An 18,665-nucleotide genomic window follows, 5' to 3' on the forward strand; every position below is an offset into this window, starting at 1 on the left:
CGCGCCGCCGGCCGCCGGCCGTCGCTACTGGAGCATCGCGAGGGACGGGCCGATCTCGTCGAGCAGTTCGCGGGCCAGGAAGCCGATCCGGCCGTGTGCCGGGATCAGCCGCTGCCCGGCGGTCGCGTGCGCCCAGGCCGCCCAGCACGCCGCCTGGTCCGGTTCCGCGCCGCGGGAGAGCAGCCCGGCGACGATGCCGGTGCGCACGTCGCCACTGCCCGACGTGCCGAGACCGGCGTCCGCGGACTCCTCCCGCCAGCGCCGCACCGTGCCGTCCGCGGACGGGCGGGACGCGATGTGCCCGTACATGGACACCACCGCGCCGTACTTCTCGGCCAGCTCCGCGGCCGTGTCGTCCAGGTCCTCGCCGACGTCGTGGCCGAGCAGGATGCGGGCCTCGGTCAGGTTCGGGGTGAGCACGGCGGTGCGGCCGGACTCGCGGATCAGGCCGGGTTCCTGGCTGAGCGCGCCGAGCGCGTACGCGTCCAGCACGAACACCGTCTCCGGGCCGGCCGCGTCCAGCAGGCCGCGGAGCAGCCGCATCGTCTCGTCCACGTCGTCCAGGCCGGGGCCGACCGCGATCACGCGCGCCTCCGCCGCGAGCGCGCCGAGGCGTTCGCCGCACCGGCCCTCGACCGATCCGCCGGACGTCTCGGTCAGGCCGATGACCAGCGCCTCCGGCACCGAGATGCTGAGCGCGGCCGCGGTCGACTCCGCGACGGCGAGCTGCAGCACACCGGCGCCGGCCCGCAGCGCGGCCACGCCGGCCAGCAGCACCGCGCCGGGTGTGAAGCGGGAGCCGCCGACGACGAGCACGGTGCCGCGCGCGTCCTTGCCGCCGACCGGGACCGGGAGCTGCCAGTCGCGCAGCACCCGGGGGGTGATGACGTCCGCGGGCTCAGACCGGTTCGGCATCGACGCCCTCCTCGCTGGTCGGGGTGGCACCCTCGCGGTGCAGGTGGTGGACGACGGCGAAGTCCTCCAGCCCGAGCCGGCCGTCGTCGCCGGCGACCCAGCTGGTGATCGAGCAGTTGCCGACCTCGCCGTCCCGGGCCAGCGTGACCAGGTCCGGTTCGGAGATCTCCTCGAGCAGGTAGCGCAGCAGGTAGACGATCGCCTCGTGAGCGAAGAGGATCACCCGGTCGCCGGCGTGGTCGCGGCGCAGGTCGCCGAGCAGGCTGCGCAGCCGCAGCGCGACGTCGGCCCAGGACTCGCCGCCCGGCGGCCGGTAGTAGAACTTGCCGAGGCGCGCGCGGCGCTCCGCCTCCTCCGGGTGCCGGGCGCGGACGCCCTTGCCGGTCAGCAGGTCCAGGATGCCGAGTTCGCGGTCGCGCAGCCGCTCGTCCACCCAGGTGCGCGCGTCGACGCCGGCCAGGGCCAGCTCCGCGGTCTGCCGGGCGCGCAGGTACGGCGAGACCACCGCGACCGTGGGCCGCCGGTCCGCGGGCAGGTCGCCGATCCACTGGTTGACCGCGGCGGCCTGCTCCCGCCCGGTCGGCGAGAGCGGCACGTCCGCGTCGCGTTCCGGGATGTCGATGACCTCTTCACCGGACTGCTCCGCGCGCGCGGCCGCGACGTTCCCGGTGCTCTCCCCGTGCCGGACCACGCCCAGCCAGCTCACTTCGTCCACGCACCGTGGCTTACCCCTCGGCACGATCCGGAAACCGGCCCGAACCGGCCCCGGGCCGCGCCCCCGGCCGGTCCGGGGACCGCATCGGGGGCCGGCCCGGGACCGGTGCCGAGGCCGTCCCGGGAACCGCCCGAGGACCCGGGCCGGCGAGCGAGGGCGGGGACCGGGCCGGGCGGATCACGGTGGGATGGGCCGCCCGGCCCGGAGACCTATCGGGCCGCGCAGGACGGCGTCAGGCCGGAGCCGCTGCCGGTGCCCTGGAAGCCGAACTCCGTCGCGCCGCCGGCCGGGACCGCGCCGTTCCACGCGACGTTCGTGAATCCGACCGCGCCACCGGTGCCGGACGCGGTCGCGTTCCACGTGCTGGTCACGGCCGCGCCGCCGGGCAGCGTCACCGACACGGTCCAGCCGCCGATCGCCGCGCCGCCGGCCGCGACCCGCACGGTGGCCACGAACCCGCCGTTCCACTGGTTGACCGAGACGGTCGCGGCGCAGCCGCCCGCGCCGGGCGACGAGGGCGAGGGCGACGGGGAGGGCGACGCGGACGGCGGGACCGACGGCGTGGGCGACGACGTGCCGGCGGTCAGCGTCGGCGTCTGCCAGGTCCGCCACTCCGCCAGGTTGCCCGCGGCGCGGCTGGAGATCCGGAAGACGCCCGGCGCGCTGCCCGTACCCACGAGGAACCGCTGGATGCTCTGTTGCAGCGGCGCCCGCCACTCGGACCGGGTGGCGCAGTGCGTCCCGTCGGACACGTCGGACCAGTAGGAGATCGCCTCCGGCGCACCGAGCGCGCGGTAGACCTCGGCGCCGCCGAGCGCCGCGACGCTGGACGACCGCGCGGCCAGCCACGCGATGTGCGGGTTGTCCATGATGAACAGGCCGCGCGGCGCGATCATCCCCACCACGGAGTGCGTGTCGATCGGCAGGCCGGCCGGGTTCCCGGTGTACGAGCCGAACGCGTCGCCGAGCCACGGCTGCTCGCCGTACGCGCTGCTCAGCGGCTGCGCCCCGTTCTCCCCCGGTATCCCCCGGAAGATCGGCGTGCCGCCGCTGCCGGACTCGACCGGCATGGTGAGCGCGATCCGCTGGTCGAACGCGCCGGTGACGAACGCGCCCTTGCCGTAGCGGGAGCAGCCGGTGACGCCGGTCGCGTCCGCGCGCAGCACGGTGCCGCCGGACTGTTCCAGCACGTCGATGATCCGGCTGACGCCCCACGCCCAGGCGAGCAGGATGCCGGTGCTGCTGGACGCCCCGTAGAGGCTGTAGAACGCGCCCTGCTTGTTGGTGCGCGGCGTGCCCTCGCGGCCGACCGCGAGCGGGTCGTAGGTGATCACCGCGGCGCCGGCCGCCTTGATCGCGGCGGTGTCCGCGCCGAACCCGCCGATCACCACGACGGCCGGGAACGGCCCGGTGCCGGCGGGCAGGTCCACGCCGGCCGAGAACGACGCGCTGCGCCCGCCCTCGGCGACGTTCACCGTGATGCCGGTCCGGCTGACCGTGCCGGTGACCGAGGCCGGCCGCGCGGGCTTCTCGCCGTACACGTACCGCTCGGCCTGGTCCTTGATCTCCGCGCGCCGGCAGCGCCAGTCGGACCGGGAGGTGATGCGCGTGCCGTCGATCCGGGTGAACGGGTCGGGCAGCCGGCTGTCGGCGGCGACCGTGCCCTGACCGATCGGGCAGTTCGCGCCCTCGTCCTCGACCGGTGCCGCGAACGCCGGCCGCGGCACCGCGACGAAGCAGAGCCCGAGCACCGCGACCAGGATCAGCACTCTCTTGACGATCATGTGGTGGGAACTCCTTCCGGTAACGTGCCGAAAGTCGCAGCTGATCGAAGCTTCTCGATGCGTTGCCACCACAGTCTCGATGTGCACATCGTCACCTGTCAATGCGAGAAAACGCCTTCCGGAAATCTTCCGGCAGCGCCACCGACCCCTTCCGGGGGTGACGGCCCGCCCGGCTTGCCCCGGCGTCGCCCAAATGTCAACATTGGCGCCTACGACTCGTCCGCGGTGCGAAGGGCTTCCGGCATGACGTCTCCCGCGCTCCACCGGACCGGCCGGCGCGGCCTCGCCGACGAGTCCGCCGACCGCATCCGCGAGGCCATCTTCGCGGGCGAGGTGCCGCCCGGCGGCGCGCTCCGCGAGGTCGAGCTCGCCACGACCCTCGGCGTCAGCCGCGGCTCCGTGCGGGAGGGACTGTGGATCCTGGAGCGTGAGGGCCTGGTGCGCAGCGCCTGGCACCGGGGCACCACGGTCATCGAGATCACGCCGGAGGACGTGCGCGAGGTCTACGCGGTCCGCGCCGCGCTCGACCGGCTCGCCGCGGTCACCGCGCGGGACACCGCCACCGAGGTCCAGCTCGGCGAGCTGGACTCACTGGTCGGCGCGATGGCCGCGGAGATCGCCGGCAACCCGGCCGGGCCCCGCCTGGTGTCGCTGGACATCGCGTTCCACGACGCGGTCTACGTCGCGGCCGGCAACCGCCGGCTGACCGAGGCGTGGCGCGCGGTCCGCTCCCAGGTCTACCTCTTCCAGCTGCGCCGCGTCGCGCTCGGCTTCACCCACTACCGCGCCCGCGTCGTCGACGAGCACCGCGAGCTGGCCACGCTGATCCGCTCCGGCGACCGCGACACGCTCGCCCGCACCGCCGAGGAGCACGTCACGCGCGCGCACCGCGGCCTGCTGGCGCACCTGCCGTAGCGGGGCCGCCGCGCCGCGGGCCGCCGGAACCGCCGGCCGCCCGAGAACCGGTCTTCCCGCGCCCGGCGTGGTCACCCGCCGGCACCGGCCGCCGGCGCACATCGCGCCGTGGTCACCGGGGACCCGCGCGGTCAGGCCGCGAGGGCGACGGTGAGCATGACCAGCCAGTCCGGGTCGCGAAGCCGGTCGCCGTAGAGCTCGCGGAGGCGGGTCACCCGGTAGCGGACGGTCTGCGGGTGGACGAACAGCTCGGCCGCGATCTCCTCGCGGCGGCCCTGGTGACGGAGCCAGCTGCGGAGCGTGTCGGCGAGCTTCGCCCTGGACGCCTCACCCTCGCCCGCCAGCGGGGCCAGCGCCCGGGCGCGCAGGTCGGCCAGCGCGCCGGGGTCCGCGCCGAGCAGCAGCGCGACGAGATGCTCCTCCGTGTCGCCGGACAGCCCCATCGCGAGCGCCCGGTCCGCCCGCGCGTACGACTCGGCCGCGCGCTCCCACGGCCGGGCCGGCCCGACCACCACCTCGCGGCCGGCGAGCAGCCGGATCAGGTGTGCGCGGCCGGCGCCGTGGGCCTCCGGGACGAGCAGCACCGCGCGTTCGCCGTCCGCGTCGACGTGCAGCGTGCGCGGGTCGAGCAGGTCGATCAGGTTGCCGACGGCGCGTTCCGGCAGCAGCACCGCGGTGAGCGTGCCCGGCGGCGCCCATTCGGCCGCCTCGGCGGCCGCGACCAGCGCGTGCGGGGGTTCCGCCTCGATCAGCGCGCGGCCGAGCCGTTCCAGGTTGCGGCGGCGGGCGCGGACCGTGGAGGCCAGCTCGTCCGCGTGCCCGGCGACGCTGGCCGCGGAGAGCTCGTCGATGTAGGCGAAGACCAGCTCGGCGAACTCGGTGACGGTGAGCGCGTCGACGCCGGCCTCGACGCTGATCCGCGCCATGTCCCGCCAGGCCACGCGCGCGCCGACGCGGTAGGCGGCGAGCAGCGCGTCGAGGCTGCGGCCGTACTTCGCCTCGCCGCGACCCAGCGCGTACGCGCCCTCCAGCGCCGGCTCCATCGGGGCGCCGCGGGCCGGGTCGGCGTGCTCCACGCGGGCGATCAGGTTCAGGAACATGGCGAGCGCGGCCCGGACCGCCCCTTCGATCTTGGCGCCCATCTCCCCGGCGAACGCCTCCGCGTAGGCCGGCACCTCGGCCGTGATGGCGGTGACCGTACGGCCGGCGACCTCGGGCAGCGCGTGCCGCAGGAGGACAACGACCGCGGGCGGCAAACGGAACGACGACACCGACGACTTGTTCACAACGAACAATAATGCCCGACGAAACTACCGTCTCGGGGTCAGGACTTCGCCGAACATGCCGTCCATGCTTGGTCTATGCCCGCAACTCGCAGCCTCAGGTCCGCCGCCTGGCGCGTCGTCGAACTCGTCACGACGCCGCTGGTGCCGAGCGACTACCTGGACGAGATAGCGCCGCTGCGCAACGCGAACATCCTGCGCGCCCGGATCGAGGAGGTCCGGCCGGAGCACGGCCGCGCGGTCACGCTGGTGCTGCGCCCCGGTCGTGGCTGGCACCGGCACGAGCCCGGCCAGTACCTGCGGATCGGCGTGGACGTGGACGGCATCCGGCTCTGGCGCAACTACTCGCTGACCAGCTCCCCGGACCGGGCGGACGGCCTCGTCGAGATCACGGTCACCGCGATCGAGGGCGGCGTGGTCAGCAACCACCTGGTCCGCAACGCGCGGCCCGGCATGCTGGTGCACCTGGACCCGCCGGCCGGCGAGTTCACGCTGCCGGCGCAGCTGCCGGACAAGCTCCTCTTCGTCACCGCCGGCAGCGGCGTCACCCCGATCATGGGCATGCTGCGCGGCACGCCGGACCTCACCGACGTCGTGGTGATCCACTCCGCCCGGACCGCCGCGGAGGCGCTGTTCACCCCGGAACTGGACGATCTCGCGGCCGAGGGACGGATTCGGCTGATCGAGCGGACCACCTCGGTCGAGGGCCGGCTCTCCCCCAGCATGATCGCCACGCTGGTGCCGGACTGGGCCGAGCGCGAGACCTGGGCGTGCGGGCCGAACGAGCTGCTCGACGACCTGGAGAAGCACTGGGCGGACGCGGGCGCGGGCGAGCGCCTGCACGTCGAGCGGTTCCGGCCGGTCACGTTCGCGGTGGACGGCGCCGGCGGCGACGTCACGTTCCAGAAGAGCGGGACCACGGTGAGCGCGCCCGGTGACGTACCGCTGCTGGATGCCGCCGAGGCCGCGGGCGTGCTGATGCCGTCCGGCTGCCGGATGGGCATCTGCATGGGCTGCGTGCTGCCGCTGCGCGAGGGCGTGGTGCGCGACCTGCGCGACGGCTCGCTCATCGTCGCCGAAGAGGGCGACACGATCCAGATCCAGACCTGTATCTCCGCAGCGGCCGGCCCCTGCGCGATCGAGCACTGAGCGGAAGGACACATACGCATGACGGTCATGGAGAAGAAGGACGTCAACCCGGTCGCCCACCTCTCCCCGGAGGACATCGAGGCGATCGGCGCCGAGCTGGACGCGCTGCGCGACGAGATCATGTCCAGCCGCGGCGAGCGCGACTCCGCGTACATCCGCAAGGTCATCTCGACGCAGCGGCGCCTGGAGCTGGGCAGCCGCGCGGTGCTGCTGTTCTCGCTGTTCCCGCCGGCCTGGGTGGTCGGCACGGTGGGCCTCTCGATCGCGAAGATCATCGAGAACATGGAGATCGGCCACAACGTCATGCACGGCCAGTGGGACTGGATGCGTGACCCGAAGATCCACTCGACCACCTGGGAGTGGGACAACGCGTCCCCGGCCGAGCAGTGGAAGCACGCGCACAACGAGGTCCACCACACGTACACGAACGTGGTCGGCCGGGACAACGACCTCGGCTACGGCATCATGCGGGTGGACGAGGACCAGAAGTGGACGCCGGGCCTGCTCGCCCAGCCGCTCTACAACTTCATCAACATGTGCTTCTTCGAGTACGGCATCGCCGCGTACGACCTGCAGCTCGGCCGCAACCTGAAGACGAAGAAGCGCCGCCGGGACCCGAAGTTCAAGGCCGCGTACCGCCAGGTGCTGAAGAAGATCGGCCGGCAGATGCTGAAGGACTACGTGATCCACCCGGCGCTGTCCGGCCCGTCGTTCCTGACCACGATCCTGGCGAACATGACGGCGAACCTGGTCCGCAACGTCTGGACGCACTCGGTGATCATGTGCGGTCACTTCCCGAACGGCGTGGAGACGTTCTCCAAGACCAGCATCGAGGGCGAGACCCGCGGCGAGTGGTACCTGCGCCAGATGCTCGGCTCGGCCAACATCCGCGGCTCGAAGTTCATGCACTTCATGACCGGCAACCTGTCGCACCAGATCGAGCACCACCTGTTCCCGGACATGCCGAGCAACCGGTACGCCGAGATCGCCCCGCGGATCCGCGACCTGTTCCAGCGCTACGGCCTGACCTACACCACCGGCCCGCTGCCGATGCAGGTCGCCTCCGCCTGGTACAAGGTGTTCCGCCTCGCCCTCCCCACCAAGGAGGACCTGCGTCAGCGCCGCGAGGGCGGCCGCGGCACCGGTGCCCCGCGCCGGCCGAGCAAGCGCGTCGAGGGCCACGCGTCGGCCCGGCGCGCCCCGGTGACCGCCGCTCCGGTCACCGCGACCGCGATGACCGCGACGCACTAGCCCGTCCCGGATTCAAGGACCAAGGACCCGCGTGGGTACGGCGAAAGCCCGTACCCACGCGTGGTTCTGATCGGTTAGGGTGGCCTAACCATGGAACAGCACAGGGAGTCGCTCGCCGACCTGCTCGGTGGGCGTCGCGGCGCGATCGACGCGACGCTGCCGCCGATCGCGTTCGTCGTCGGCTGGCTGGCCGGCGGCCGCTCGATCGTGGTCGGCGTGACCGCCGCGATCGTGGTGAGCCTGGCCATCGCCGGTTACCGGCTCCGGCGCGGCGACCGGTTCGGTGCGGTGCTGGCCGGCCTGCTCGGCGTCGTGGTGGCCGCGATGATCGCGCTCTACACCGGCAACGGCGCCGACTTCTTCCTGCCGCGCCTGCTCAGCAACGCGGGCAGCGCGGTGGTCTGGGCGATCAGCATCGCGGCCCGCTGGCCACTGCTCGGCGTGATCGTCGGTGCCGTGCTCGGTCAGCGGACCCGCTGGCGGCGCGACCCGGCACTGCTCCGCTCGTACGGCCTGGCCAGCTGGATCTGGGTCCTGCAGTACGTGATCCGCCTCGCCGTGTTCCTGCCGCTCTACTTCGCCGACCAGGTCTTCGCGCTCGGCGTCGCCCAGGTCGTGCTGACCTGGCCGCTGGTCGCCGCCTGCCTCGCGGTGAGCTGGTGGGTGATGGTCCGGACGCTGCCGGCGGACCACCCCGGCCTGCGGCACCCTCAGGACGGCCGCACCGTGTCGAAGCCCTGACGCGGCATCGCACCCCAGACCCGCTTCTTGTTCCGCCACGCCTGCCACGCGCCGCGCGCCTGGTAGCAGGCGAGCGCCTGCCGGTACCCGAGGTTCTCGAAGATCGCGGCGAGGAACCCGCGCCCGAGGTCGTCCCAGCGCGGGTAGCGGTGGAACGACACCTCCTCCAGCAGCAGTGCCGCGACGCTGACCAGCATGCCGTAGCCGTACGCGACCAGCGCGAACCGCCACGCGAAGCCGACGTCGATCGCGTCCACCAGCAGCCCGGCCGGCAGCAGGACCAGCGCGGAAAGCTCCACGAACGGCGCCAGCAGCTCGAACACCACGTAGTACGGCAGCGCGAACATGCCGATCCGGCCGTATCGCGGGCGCAGCAGCATGCCGCTGTGCGTGCGCAGGATCTCCGCGATGCCCCGGTGCCAGCGGGTGCGCTGCCGGCCGAGCACCCGCATGGTCACCGGCGCCTCGCTCCACGAGACCGGCTCCGCCACGAAGATCACCTTGTACGGCCGGCCCCGTTCCCGCAGGTGGTGGTGCAGCCGGACGACCAGTTCCGCATCCTCGCCGATGGTGTCGTGGGCCATCCCGCCGACCTCGGCCAGCAGGTCGCGGCGGAACATCCCGAACGCGCCGGAGATGACCACCAGGCCGCCGAGCCGGGACCAGCCGGTGCGGCCCATCAGGAACGCGCGCAGGTACTCCACGATCTGCATGCGCACCAGCCACTGCCGCGGCATGCGGACGTCGACCACCCGCCCGCCGACCACGGCGCAGCCGTTCGCGATCCGCACCACGCCGCCGACCGCCGCGGTGCCCAGCGGGTCGTCCGCGAACGGCTTGACCACGGAGAGGAGTGCCTCCGGGTCGAGCACCGAGTCCGCGTCGGCCATGCAGACCAGCGGGTGCCGGGAGAGGTTGATGCCGACGTTGAGCGCGTCCGCCTTGCCGCCGTTGACCTTGCGGACCACGATCAGGCCGTCCGGGTTCGCGCGGGCCACGTGCACGCTGATCACCGCGCCGCGGAACGGCACCTCGTCCGGCACCACGCGCGGCACCCGCACCAGGTCGAACTCGCGTTCCAGCAGCGCGAACGTGTCGTCGGTGGAGCCGTCGTCGATCACCACGATCTCGAACCGCGGGTAGCGCAGCGCCATCATCGCCTGCACCGCGGCCACGATCCCGGCGCCCTCGTCGCGTGCCGGCATCAGCACCGAGACCGGCGTGGTCAACGGGCTGCGGAACAGGTCCTCCAGCCCGTTGAACGGCACCCGGCGCAGGTGCCGGAAGAACTCGGCCGCGGCCAGCAGCAGCAGCCCGAGGTAGCTGCTGTTCAGCGCCACGAAATACACGAAGATGAACACGTCCGCGAACCCGATCGCGGTCCGCACCCACGCCCAGTCGTCGATCATCGGCCGCCCACCTCCGCCGCCGCCAGCGCCTCGGCCGCGTGCGGTGAGGCCGCACCGCGGAGCGCGGCCAGCCCGGCCGGCCCGGCCCGGCGCAGCGCGTGCGCGGCCTCGTGCGCCACCCGGTAGGCGGGGTCGTCGAGCAGCCCGGCCAGCGCGTCCGCCACGCCGGCCGCGCCGGCCTCACCGAGCGCCCGCGCCGCGACCGCGCGCAGCGGGTCCGGATGATCGGCCCCGAGGGCCACGACCAGCGGCGGTACGGCGGCCCGCCCGCCCATCCGGCCCAGCGTGTTCGCGGCGGCGCGGCGCACGTCCAGCGACGGGTCGTGCTCCAGCACCCGGGCCACCGGCTCGACCAGCGCGGCGGAGCCGACCAGGCCGAGCGCGTCCAGCGCGGTGACCCGTACCCGCGCCTCGGGGTGGTCCAGCGCGGAGCTCAGCGCCGGTTCCGCGTCCGGGCCGAGCTGCGCCAGCGACTGGGCGACCAGCTGGGACGGCGTCGGGTCGGCCCGGGCCAGGCTGTCCAGCAGCGGGACCGCGGCCGCCGGGTCGCCGATCCGGCCGAGCGCGCGCACCGCCACCAGCCGTACCTCCGCGTGCGGGTCGTCGAGCAGCGCGCACAGCGCGGGCACGGCCGGCCGGTGCTCCAGGTTGCCGAGCGCCTCGGCCGCGCGGGCCCGGCGGACCCGGCTGCGGTGCGTCAGGTCGGCCAGTTCCTCGGTGATCAGGCCGCGCCGGGCGAAGACGTCCACCAGCATGGTGTGCGCCTCGCCGCGGACCTTGCCGAGCAGCGCGATCGCGCCCGGTTCCGCGGCCCGCCACTCCCGCCGCGGCATCGCCACCAGCTCGTCCGCTTGGGGCGTGGCATCATCGTCCGCGCCGGCCTCCGCGACGAACTCCAGCAGCGCGAGCCGTGGTCGCTCGGCCAGCCGGGCACGGCGGCGGTGCAGCAGGCGGCGCGTGGCCCGGACGATCACGATGAGCACGCTGAGCGCGAGCACCACGACCGCCAGCACGACGATCGCGTCGGTGGCGACCTCGACCATGTCAGGCGCGCACCTCGACCAGGAGTTTCTGCACGCGGTCGACCAGTTCCTTCGGGCTGAACGGCTTGATCACGTAGTCGTCGCAGCCGGCCGCGTAGGCGAGCTCCCGGTCCTGCGGGCGGCCCTGCGCGGAGATCATCACGATCGGGAGCTTCGCGGTGTCCGGCGACCGCCGCAGCTCCCGGCACAGCTCGATGCCGTTGAGGCCGGGCATGCGGACGTCGATCAGCACCGCGTGCGGGCGGAACTGGCGGACCGCCGCGAGCGCGGCCCGGCCGTCCGACACCGCCATCGCCTCGAAGCCGGACCGCCCGAGCTTGTACATGACCAGCTGCTGGATGTCCGGATCGTCCTCGGCCACCAGCACGCGCGCCATGCTTGCCCTTCCGTCGGCCGGCCCTCCCCGCTACCCTCGATCTCACCAGATATGCCGCCCTTGTGCGGATTTTTCGCGATACTTGGTTCGCACCCGATCGCAACCGCCGCCGGCTCAGCGCCGCCGGGCGGCCGCCGATTGTGCCCTCCGTGACGATGAGGGACCTGGTGCGCGGACGAACGTGGCGCGGTCCCGCGCTCGCGTCGACCGTCCTGGCCCTGGGCCTGGCGGCGACCGGTGCGGGAGCGCTGGCGCTGCACTCCGCCGAGAACGACCACGCCGCCGCGGTGCTCCGCGTGCGGGCCGGTGCCGCGCAGGCCGCGGTGACCGCGGCGGTGACCCGGTACACCACGACCGCGCAGCACCTCGCCGAGATCGCCGGCGGCACGACCGGCCCCACCACCCGGACGGACGTCGACGCGAGCCTCGCCCGGCTGTCGCGCGGCGCGCTGCCCGGTGCACACGACGTACGCCTGATCGCGCCGGACGCGAACCGCTCCGCGGTGACCGGCCGCCCGGTCGACGGCAGCACCCCCGCCGGCGGCCACTGGACCGGCCCGCCGCCGCAGGCCGCGGCCGCGATGGACGTCGCCCGCGACACCGGGCAACTCGCCGTCTCCGCGCCGCACGTGCTCGCGCACGACCACGCGCTGGCCAGCACGCGCCAGCAGCTGTCGTTCGTGATCGCCGCGCCGGTGCAGTCCGCGGACGGCCGCACGTTCCGCGGCTGGGTGCTGTTCAGCCTGCGCGGCGACGACTTCCTGGCCGAGGCGCTCAGCTCCGGCACGCACGCCGCGGTGACGGCCACGCTGACCGACGTGAGCGACCCGGCCGGCTCGGTCGACGTCGCGTCCTGGAACACGGACACCGCACCGGCCGACCCGGAGACCACGGTGCTGCCGGTCGCGTTCGGCCAGCGGCAGCTCACGCTCACCGTACGCCCGGGCACGCCGCTGATCGGCGAGACGCGGCGGCACCTGGACACGGTCGTGCTGACCGGCGGCGTGCTGCTCGGCCTGGCCCTGTCCGTGCTGGTCCTGCTGCTGGTCACGGCGCAGGAGCGGTCCGCCGCGGCCGCGCGCCTCGCGCTCGCCGAGCGGCGTGCGGACGCGGACGCGCTGCGCCTGGCGCGGACCGCGCTGCGCGAACGGGAGGCGGAACTGGCCGGCTTCTCCGCGCTCGCGACGGACAAGCTGCAGACGCCGCTGACCAACGTCGCCAGCTACGCCGACCTGCTCATCGAGGAGGCCGGGCCGCAGCTGGACCCGGCGTCGCTGGGCTTCCTGGACCACATCGGCCGCAGCACGGAGCGCATGCTGCACGTGGTGGACGAGCTGCTCGCGTACACGACGGCGAGCGAGGCGCCGCTGCGGCTGGAGCCGGTCGACCTGGCCGGGGTCGCCGCCGAGGTGGTGGCCGCGCACGTGGCGGTCTCGCCGACACTGCCGAGCGTGGACATCGGCCCGCTGCCGGTGGTCACCGCGGACGCGGCGCTGCTCCGTCAGCTGCTCGACCACCTGGTCGGCAACGCGGTGACGTACGTGCGGCACGGCACCGCCGCCCGGGTGACGATCAGTGCCCGGCAGGACGCGAACGGCTGGTGGCGGATCGACGTCGCGGACCGCGGCATCGGCATCCCCGCGGAGCACCACCACCGGGTGTTCGCGCCGTTCTACCGCACGCCGGCAGCCGAGGGCTACCCGGGCTCCGGCCTGGGCCTGGCCACCTGCCGGCGGATCGCCGGTCTGCACGGCGGCCGGGTCGGCGTCGAGTCGAACCCGGGCGGCGGCAGCGTCTTCTGGTTCACCGTCTTCGACGGCGCCAGCGACCACCAGTCCGGCGAGCACCCGGTCTTCCTGGCACACCGCGCCTGAGACCCGCGATCTTCGCACCCCACCCCCCGGCCCGCGCCGGTCCTCGCCATCGGCGGGGGCCGGCGCGGACCCCTTTTCCGGCTGCGCCCGATCACCGGTGAGTGCGGTCACCGGCCGGGAGCCGGACGGTGAACGTGCTGCCCGCGTGCTCCGCGGAGACCGCCGTGATCGTGCCGCCGTGGTTGCGCACGATCGCGTGCACGATCGCGAGACCGAGCCCGGTGCCGGGCACCACCAGGTGGCTCGCGTTCGACGCCCGGAAGAAGCGGGTGAACAGCTGGTCCTGCTCGGCCGCCGGGATGCCGATGCCGGTGTCCTCGACCACGATCACCACCTGGTCGTCCGCGCGGCGCGCGGTCACCGTGACCGCGCCGCCGGCCGGCGTGAACTTGACCGCGTTGGAGACCAGGTTCGCCAGCACCCGGTCGATCTGGTCGCGGTCCACGTGCAGGCGCAGGTCACCCTCGGCGACGACGGTGAGCGAGACGCCGGCCTTCGCCGCGGCCGGCACGATCGCCGCGTGCACGCCGCGGACCAGCTCGGTCAGGTCCACCGCGGTGCGGCTGGCCCGGAACGTGCCCGCCTCGATCCGGGACAGGATCAGCATGTCCTCGATCAGCCCGCGCAGCCGGGCGGTGTTCCGGGCGATCACGTCCAGCATCCGGGCCTGACCGGTGTTGATCGGGCCGGGGTCCTCGTCCTGCAGCATCTCGACGTACCCGGCGATGCTGGTCAGCGGCGTGCGCAGCTCGTGCGAGACGGTCGACATGAAGTCGGTCTTCACGTCGTCGATCTCCTTGAGCCGGGACACCAGCTCCTGCTCGGTCTCGTAGAGCCGCGCCTGGTGCAGGCCGTGGCCGAGGTCCGCGACGATCGACTCGGCCATCCGGATCTCGCCCCGGCTCCACGGCGGGCTGTCGCCGGCGACCATCAGCGTGACCACGCCCAGGTTCTCCGTGCCGTTGCCGAAGACGATCGAGAAGACGCCGGACGCCTGCGCCTCCCGGAACCCGCGCCGCTCGGACTCCGGCACGGACGGTTCCAGGCCGGCCCGCACGTCCTCGACGGCCCAGACCGTGCCCTGCGCCGCGCCGTCGATCAGCCAGCCCGGGTCCGCCTCGGCCAGCCGGTCGCACCGGCCCTCGGCGCCGCGCGTGCACCAGCGCGTCGCGGAACCGGCCGCTCCGCTCGCGAACCGGATGACGACGTGCTCCGCGCCCAGCATCCGCCCGAGCCCGGCGCTCGCCTCGGCCAGCAGGTCCTCCACGCTGAGGTGGGTGCGGACCACGATGCCGAGCTCGCGCGCGGCCTCGCGCATCCGGTTCATCTCCTGCTCGTCGCGCCGGTTCCGCTCGATCTCCCGGGCGAGGACGTTCACCGCCTCGCTCACCGCGCGCACCTCGGCCGGGCCGTTCCGGGGCGGCACCCGCGCGTTCAGCTTTCCGCCGGTCAGCTCGCCGAGCACCGCGGTGAGCCGGTCGAGCGGCCGGGTGATCCGGCGCCGGGTGTACGCGCCACCGGCCCCCGCCAGCGCGGTGGCCAGCACGGTCACCGCGATCAGCGCGCCCTGCGCGGTGTGCCGCAGCCGCTCCGACCGCGCGCCCAGGTGCGCGGCGCGGGCCGCGAAGGTGTCGTCCAGCGCCTCGTTCTCGGTCAGGTACGCGTCGAACAGGTTCTTGCCGTGCTCCGCGTACTCCACGGCCTGGTCGCTGCGCGGCGGGACGAGCCGCTGCTGCGTGGCCAGCGCCCACCACGCCTCCGCCCGGTCCAGCTGGGTGGCCACCGCGACCCGCTCGGCCGAGGTCAGCACCATCCCGTCCAGCCGCGCGGCGACGTCCGGGAACTCCTGGACCGCGGTGTCGTACCCGTCCAGGAACCGGCCGTCCGCGGTCAGCAGGTACCCGCGCAGCGCCCGCTGTGCGTCCGCCATCACGTCGCGCAGCTCGGAGTTGACCAGCCGCATCGGGATCACGTGGTCGTCCAGCTCGCGCACGGACCGGGCCTGCAGCTCGCTGGCCGCGATCCCGGCCGCGCCGGAGATCACGATCAGCACCACCAGCGCAGCGAACGTCCTGGTCAGCAGCGAGCCGACGCTGGCGGCCCGGGGTCGCCCCGCCCCAGAGGACATGCTCCGGCGTCAGGCCCGGGAGCGGGTCAGCAACGACTGGATGCGGGACACCAGCTCCCGCGGGCTGAACGGTTTCGTCACGTAGTCGTCGGCGCCGGCCCCGAACCCGCCCTCGATGTCCTGCTCCTGCACGCGGGCGGTGAGCATGACGATCAGCATGCCGGCGGTGGCCTGGTCGGCGCGCAGCATGCGGCACACGTCGATGCCGGACAGGCCGGGCATGGAGACGTCCAGCACGGCGAGCGCGGGCTGGTTGCGGCGCGCGGCCTCCAGGGCGGACTGCCCGTCCTCGACCGCGATCACGTCGTAGCCCACCTGCTCCAGCTTGAACGCGACCAGGTCCCGGATGTCGGCATCGTCATCGGCAATGAGAACGGCGGTCAATTCCCCTCCACCTCCGCACGCGGCAGCGCGAGCCGCCGCATCAGCTCGGCCACGTCGGCCTTCCCGAACGGCTTGGCCAGGAACGCGGCCGTCGGCAGATCGTCCAGGTCGTCGGCGTCCAGCACCGAACAGACCACGATCGGGCAGGCCGCGGTACGCGGATCGTCGTGCAACAGCCGGATCACCTCCCGGCCGTCCCGGTCGGGCAGCAGGACGTCCACCACGATCAGGTCCGGCGGGTCCGCGCGGGCCGCCGCGATGCCTTCCTCCGCCGTCCCGTACCCGGACACCGCGCAGCCGTTCCGGCCGAGGTGCCCGCGCAGCAGGTCGAGGAGATCCTCCTCGTCCTCGATCACCACAGCCCGCAGCGCCCCGCCCACCTCGTCATTGTCACTGACTTGACCCGAGATATTCCCTTGGTCCGAAATATCGGCTTGCCGGGGTGCAACCGTCGTGCAACCGGCGCGCTCCCACGGCGTACCCCCGCAGGGGTTTTCTGGAATGCACCTTCCTCCACGAAAGGAGCTCGTCATGGCCGTCCAGCCCGTCCAGGTCGAGGCCCTCTTCGCCTCGCACCTCCAGCGCTCCCAGCAGCCGACCGCGGAACTCATCCGGGACGCCGTCCGCACCACGGTCGCCCGGCACGGTGAGAATGGCGTCGCCGCGCTGGTCGCCCAGGAGTTCGGCGACCACCCCGAGACGTCCGCCGGCCGCATGCGCTGGGCCCGCCAGGCCTGCTCCGCCGCCTACGCCACCGCCGCCTAGCTGCGGTTTCCCGCGCACATCGATCGACGAACCTCGCGGCCGGCCACCCGCCGGTCCTGCCGACTCACTCTCGCGGCGGCGGTGGCTATTGTGGTCGGTCTGCGGTCCTTCCCGCAGACCGAGACCCGCTTCACCCCCGTGAGGAGGCCGGCCGCGTGGCCGAGGAGCCCACCCCCCGTCCCGACGAGCCCGCCACCACGACCCAGGACCACAACCCCGCGACGGTACGCCGGCCGGCCGCCCCGGCCGGCTCCCCGCCACCGGCCGCGCCACCGTTGCCCGGCCCGCTCCCCGCACCGGCCCCCTCGTCGGCCCCCGGCCCCGCGGCCACCGACCCCGCGACCGCCGGCCCACCGACGTCCGGCGCACCGCCCACCCAGCCGGCGGAGACCGGTGGCACGGCGGACACCGGCGACCCGGCGGAAGCCGGCCCCACGGCGGAGGCCGCTCACCCGGCCGAGTCCGGCCGCGCGGCGGAACCGGGCCACCCGGCGAGGGCCGGCGGAGCGACGGCGGCCGGTTCGGCGCAGCAGCCCGAGCACCCGGCCGTGCCGAGTCAGGCGGGGGGCGCCGACGGTGGCCTCGCGCCCGACTGGGCCGGGTCGACGGTGGAGATCCCGCTGGTCATTGCCGCGTTGGCGGCCGCCAACGGCACGGATCCGCTGGAGGAGGCGCGCAAGCACGCCGCGGCTACCGGCCGGATGCTGCCGCCGCACCTGCGCGGGTCCGCCGCCACGTCCCCGGCGGCATCCGAACCCGGGACCGCACCGGGCCGGGCGCCCGAATCGGCCGGGACATCGTCCACCGGCACCGAACCGGCCGGGCCGCTCTCCACCGGCACCGAACCGGGCGAACCGCCCGCAGCCGGTGCCGGGACCGCCGGCTCACTGCCGGCCGGTTCGAGCCAGGCCGGGCAGCAACCGCGCGGCGAACGCGCCGGGCCGCAGCCGGGTGCCGAGCGCGCCGGACCGCAACCGGGTAGCGAATGGGCCGGGCGGCAACCGGGCGGTGAGTGGGTCGGGCCGCGACCACGCGGCGCTGATCCGGGTGGGGCCGGTGGTGTCGGGGACGCGCGAATATCGGCACCGGGCGCCGCCTTCGAGGCCGGGCCGTGGGACGGGGCGGTATCCGGCGAAAAGGATGTGGATCATCCGAATTCCGCAACGGCCGCCGGGTCGTTGAGTGGGTATGGGGCACCACCACACGACCGGGACGCGGACATGGTGACGGGCACGCACCGCGCCGCGAGCGGGCTGCGCCGGTTCGTCCGCGACTACGCGTGGGTCATCGTCGCCGTCGCGCTGGCCGTGATCGTCGCGCTCTGCTCGCTGCGGTTCACCAGCGGTATCGCGCCCGTCTGGAAGGCCGGCGCACCCGCGCCCTCCACCTCTCTCGTCGCGGGCCTGACCGCCGCCCCGGTGACCGCGCCCGCGATCTCCACCTCCATCGCGCCGCGCACCCCGCCGCCCACGTCGGCCGGCGCGGAGTCGTCCGCGCCGGATCCGTCCCGTTCGGCGTCGCGCGCGCCCGTGACGCACGCACCGCCGGCGGTCCGCACCACCGGCCCGGCTCCCGCGCCGCGCACCACCGGCGTCGAGCTCGGGCCGGTCAGCGACGGCGAGCTCAACGCCGCCGTCCGCCTCTACTGCTGGCAGGAGTTCGGTGCCTCCGAGGCCCGGCTCCGCGCCGGCGGCTGGGAGTGCCGCGGCCCCGGCTTCGAGCGCGCCGTCGACATGGACGCCATGTGCGCCTGGCGCAACGGCCCGACCGCCCGGGCCCACGTCACCGACCCCGGTGACGCCTACTCCTGGCGCTGCTACCGCTCCCGGTCCGCCTGACCGGCCCCGGCCGGCCGGGGACCTCCGCCACCGTACCGGCCGCGTGATCGTCCGGCCGTGGACATGGAACCGGGCGAACGACACCGTGGTGCCGC

The 18,665-nt window shown here is 74.3% G+C and carries 17 protein-coding genes; 7 read left to right on the top strand and 10 right to left on the bottom strand.

The features are described from left to right. Positions 1-24: 24 nt before the first annotated feature. From J2S44_RS07185 to J2S44_RS07195, 3 genes are all read right to left on the bottom strand, one after another. Entirely contained in the window at positions 25-915 is an 891-nt protein-coding gene (locus J2S44_RS07185) for an NAD(P)H-hydrate dehydratase (protein WP_310410045.1), read from the bottom strand. Further along, a complete protein-coding gene (locus J2S44_RS07190; RefSeq protein ID WP_310410047.1) occupies positions 899-1,630 on the bottom strand; it encodes a histidine phosphatase family protein in 732 nt (243 codons plus the stop codon). The genes J2S44_RS07185 and J2S44_RS07190 overlap by 17 nt, the downstream gene beginning before the upstream one ends. Before the next feature lie 209 nt (positions 1,631-1,839). After that, a complete protein-coding gene (locus J2S44_RS07195) occupies positions 1,840-3,414 on the bottom strand; it encodes a glucuronyl esterase domain-containing protein (protein WP_310410049.1) in 1,575 nt (524 codons plus the stop codon). Positions 3,415-3,657: 243 nt separating this feature from the next. Between J2S44_RS07195 and J2S44_RS07200 the strand changes: the two genes are divergently transcribed. After that, positions 3,658-4,329: a GntR family transcriptional regulator gene (locus J2S44_RS07200; RefSeq protein WP_310410051.1), complete on the top strand. Its 672-nt coding sequence runs from the start codon at positions 3,658-3,660 to the stop codon at positions 4,327-4,329. Positions 4,330-4,460: 131 nt separating this feature from the next. Here the strand turns inward: J2S44_RS07200 and J2S44_RS07205 are convergent, their stop codons facing one another. Next, positions 4,461-5,615 (bottom strand): PucR family transcriptional regulator, encoded by a 1,155-nt coding sequence (locus J2S44_RS07205; protein ID WP_310410053.1) that lies wholly within the window; start codon positions 5,613-5,615, stop codon positions 4,461-4,463. A gap of 75 nt (positions 5,616-5,690) precedes the next feature. On the opposite strand from J2S44_RS07205, the gene J2S44_RS07210 reads away from it, so the two are divergent. The 3 genes from J2S44_RS07210 to J2S44_RS07220 all read left to right on the top strand — a co-directional run bounded on the left by J2S44_RS07210 (position 5,691) and on the right by J2S44_RS07220 (position 8,753). Continuing rightward, positions 5,691-6,761, top strand: a complete 1,071-nt coding sequence (locus J2S44_RS07210; RefSeq protein WP_310410054.1) for a ferredoxin reductase — start codon at positions 5,691-5,693, stop codon at positions 6,759-6,761. An 18-nt stretch (positions 6,762-6,779) separates the two neighbouring features. Continuing rightward, positions 6,780-8,012: a fatty acid desaturase family protein gene (locus J2S44_RS07215; RefSeq protein ID WP_310410056.1), complete on the top strand. Its 1,233-nt coding sequence runs from the start codon at positions 6,780-6,782 to the stop codon at positions 8,010-8,012. A gap of 90 nt (positions 8,013-8,102) precedes the next feature. Further along, a complete protein-coding gene (locus tag J2S44_RS07220) occupies positions 8,103-8,753 on the top strand; it encodes a DUF3159 domain-containing protein (protein WP_310410058.1) in 651 nt (216 codons plus the stop codon). Here the strand turns inward: J2S44_RS07220 and J2S44_RS07225 are convergent. The 3 genes from J2S44_RS07225 to J2S44_RS07235 are packed head-to-tail and all read right to left on the bottom strand — an operon-like array spanning position 8,723 to position 11,581. After that, positions 8,723-10,162: a glycosyltransferase family 2 protein gene (locus tag J2S44_RS07225; RefSeq protein WP_310410061.1), complete on the bottom strand. Its 1,440-nt coding sequence runs from the start codon at positions 10,160-10,162 to the stop codon at positions 8,723-8,725. The two genes, J2S44_RS07220 and J2S44_RS07225, sit on opposite strands and share 31 nt — an antisense overlap. Further along, positions 10,159-11,205: a HEAT repeat domain-containing protein gene (locus J2S44_RS07230; protein WP_310410063.1), complete on the bottom strand. Its 1,047-nt coding sequence runs from the start codon at positions 11,203-11,205 to the stop codon at positions 10,159-10,161. Before J2S44_RS07230 ends, J2S44_RS07225 begins: the two co-directional genes overlap by 4 nt. 1 nt (position 11,206) lies before the next feature. Next, the gene (locus J2S44_RS07235) at positions 11,207-11,581 is read right to left on the bottom strand and encodes a response regulator transcription factor (protein ID WP_310410065.1); all 375 of its coding nucleotides are present in this window, start codon (positions 11,579-11,581) and stop codon (positions 11,207-11,209) included. Positions 11,582-11,736: 155 nt separating this feature from the next. Between J2S44_RS07235 and J2S44_RS07240 the strand changes: the two genes are divergently transcribed. After that, positions 11,737-13,455: a sensor histidine kinase gene (locus tag J2S44_RS07240; RefSeq protein ID WP_310429503.1), complete on the top strand. Its 1,719-nt coding sequence runs from the start codon at positions 11,737-11,739 to the stop codon at positions 13,453-13,455. 91 nt (positions 13,456-13,546) lie between these two features. Here the strand turns inward: J2S44_RS07240 and J2S44_RS07245 are convergent, their stop codons facing one another. The 3 genes from J2S44_RS07245 to J2S44_RS07255 are packed head-to-tail and all read right to left on the bottom strand — an operon-like array spanning position 13,547 to position 16,347. Continuing rightward, positions 13,547-15,583, bottom strand: a complete 2,037-nt coding sequence (locus J2S44_RS07245; protein WP_310410068.1) for an ATP-binding protein — start codon at positions 15,581-15,583, stop codon at positions 13,547-13,549. Positions 15,584-15,592: 9 nt separating this feature from the next. Next, positions 15,593-15,967 carry a response regulator transcription factor gene (locus J2S44_RS07250; RefSeq protein WP_310410069.1) on the bottom strand — a complete coding sequence of 125 codons (375 nt, stop codon included), beginning with the start codon at positions 15,965-15,967 and terminating at the stop codon, positions 15,593-15,595. Then, positions 15,964-16,347, bottom strand: coding sequence for a response regulator (locus J2S44_RS07255; protein WP_310410070.1), 384 nt, complete (start codon positions 16,345-16,347; stop codon positions 15,964-15,966). The genes J2S44_RS07250 and J2S44_RS07255 overlap by 4 nt, the downstream gene beginning before the upstream one ends. A 151-nt stretch (positions 16,348-16,498) precedes the next feature. On the opposite strand from J2S44_RS07255, the gene J2S44_RS07260 reads away from it, so the two are divergent. After that, a complete protein-coding gene (locus J2S44_RS07260; RefSeq protein ID WP_310410071.1) occupies positions 16,499-16,732 on the top strand; it encodes a hypothetical protein in 234 nt (77 codons plus the stop codon). A 155-nt stretch (positions 16,733-16,887) separates the two neighbouring features. Then, a complete protein-coding gene (locus J2S44_RS07265) occupies positions 16,888-18,570 on the top strand; it encodes a hypothetical protein (RefSeq protein ID WP_310410073.1) in 1,683 nt (560 codons plus the stop codon). Positions 18,571-18,665: the final 95 nt, after the last annotated feature.

This window comes from Catenuloplanes niger (assembly GCF_031458255.1).
Lineage (GTDB): Bacteria > Actinomycetota > Actinomycetes > Mycobacteriales > Micromonosporaceae > Catenuloplanes > Catenuloplanes niger.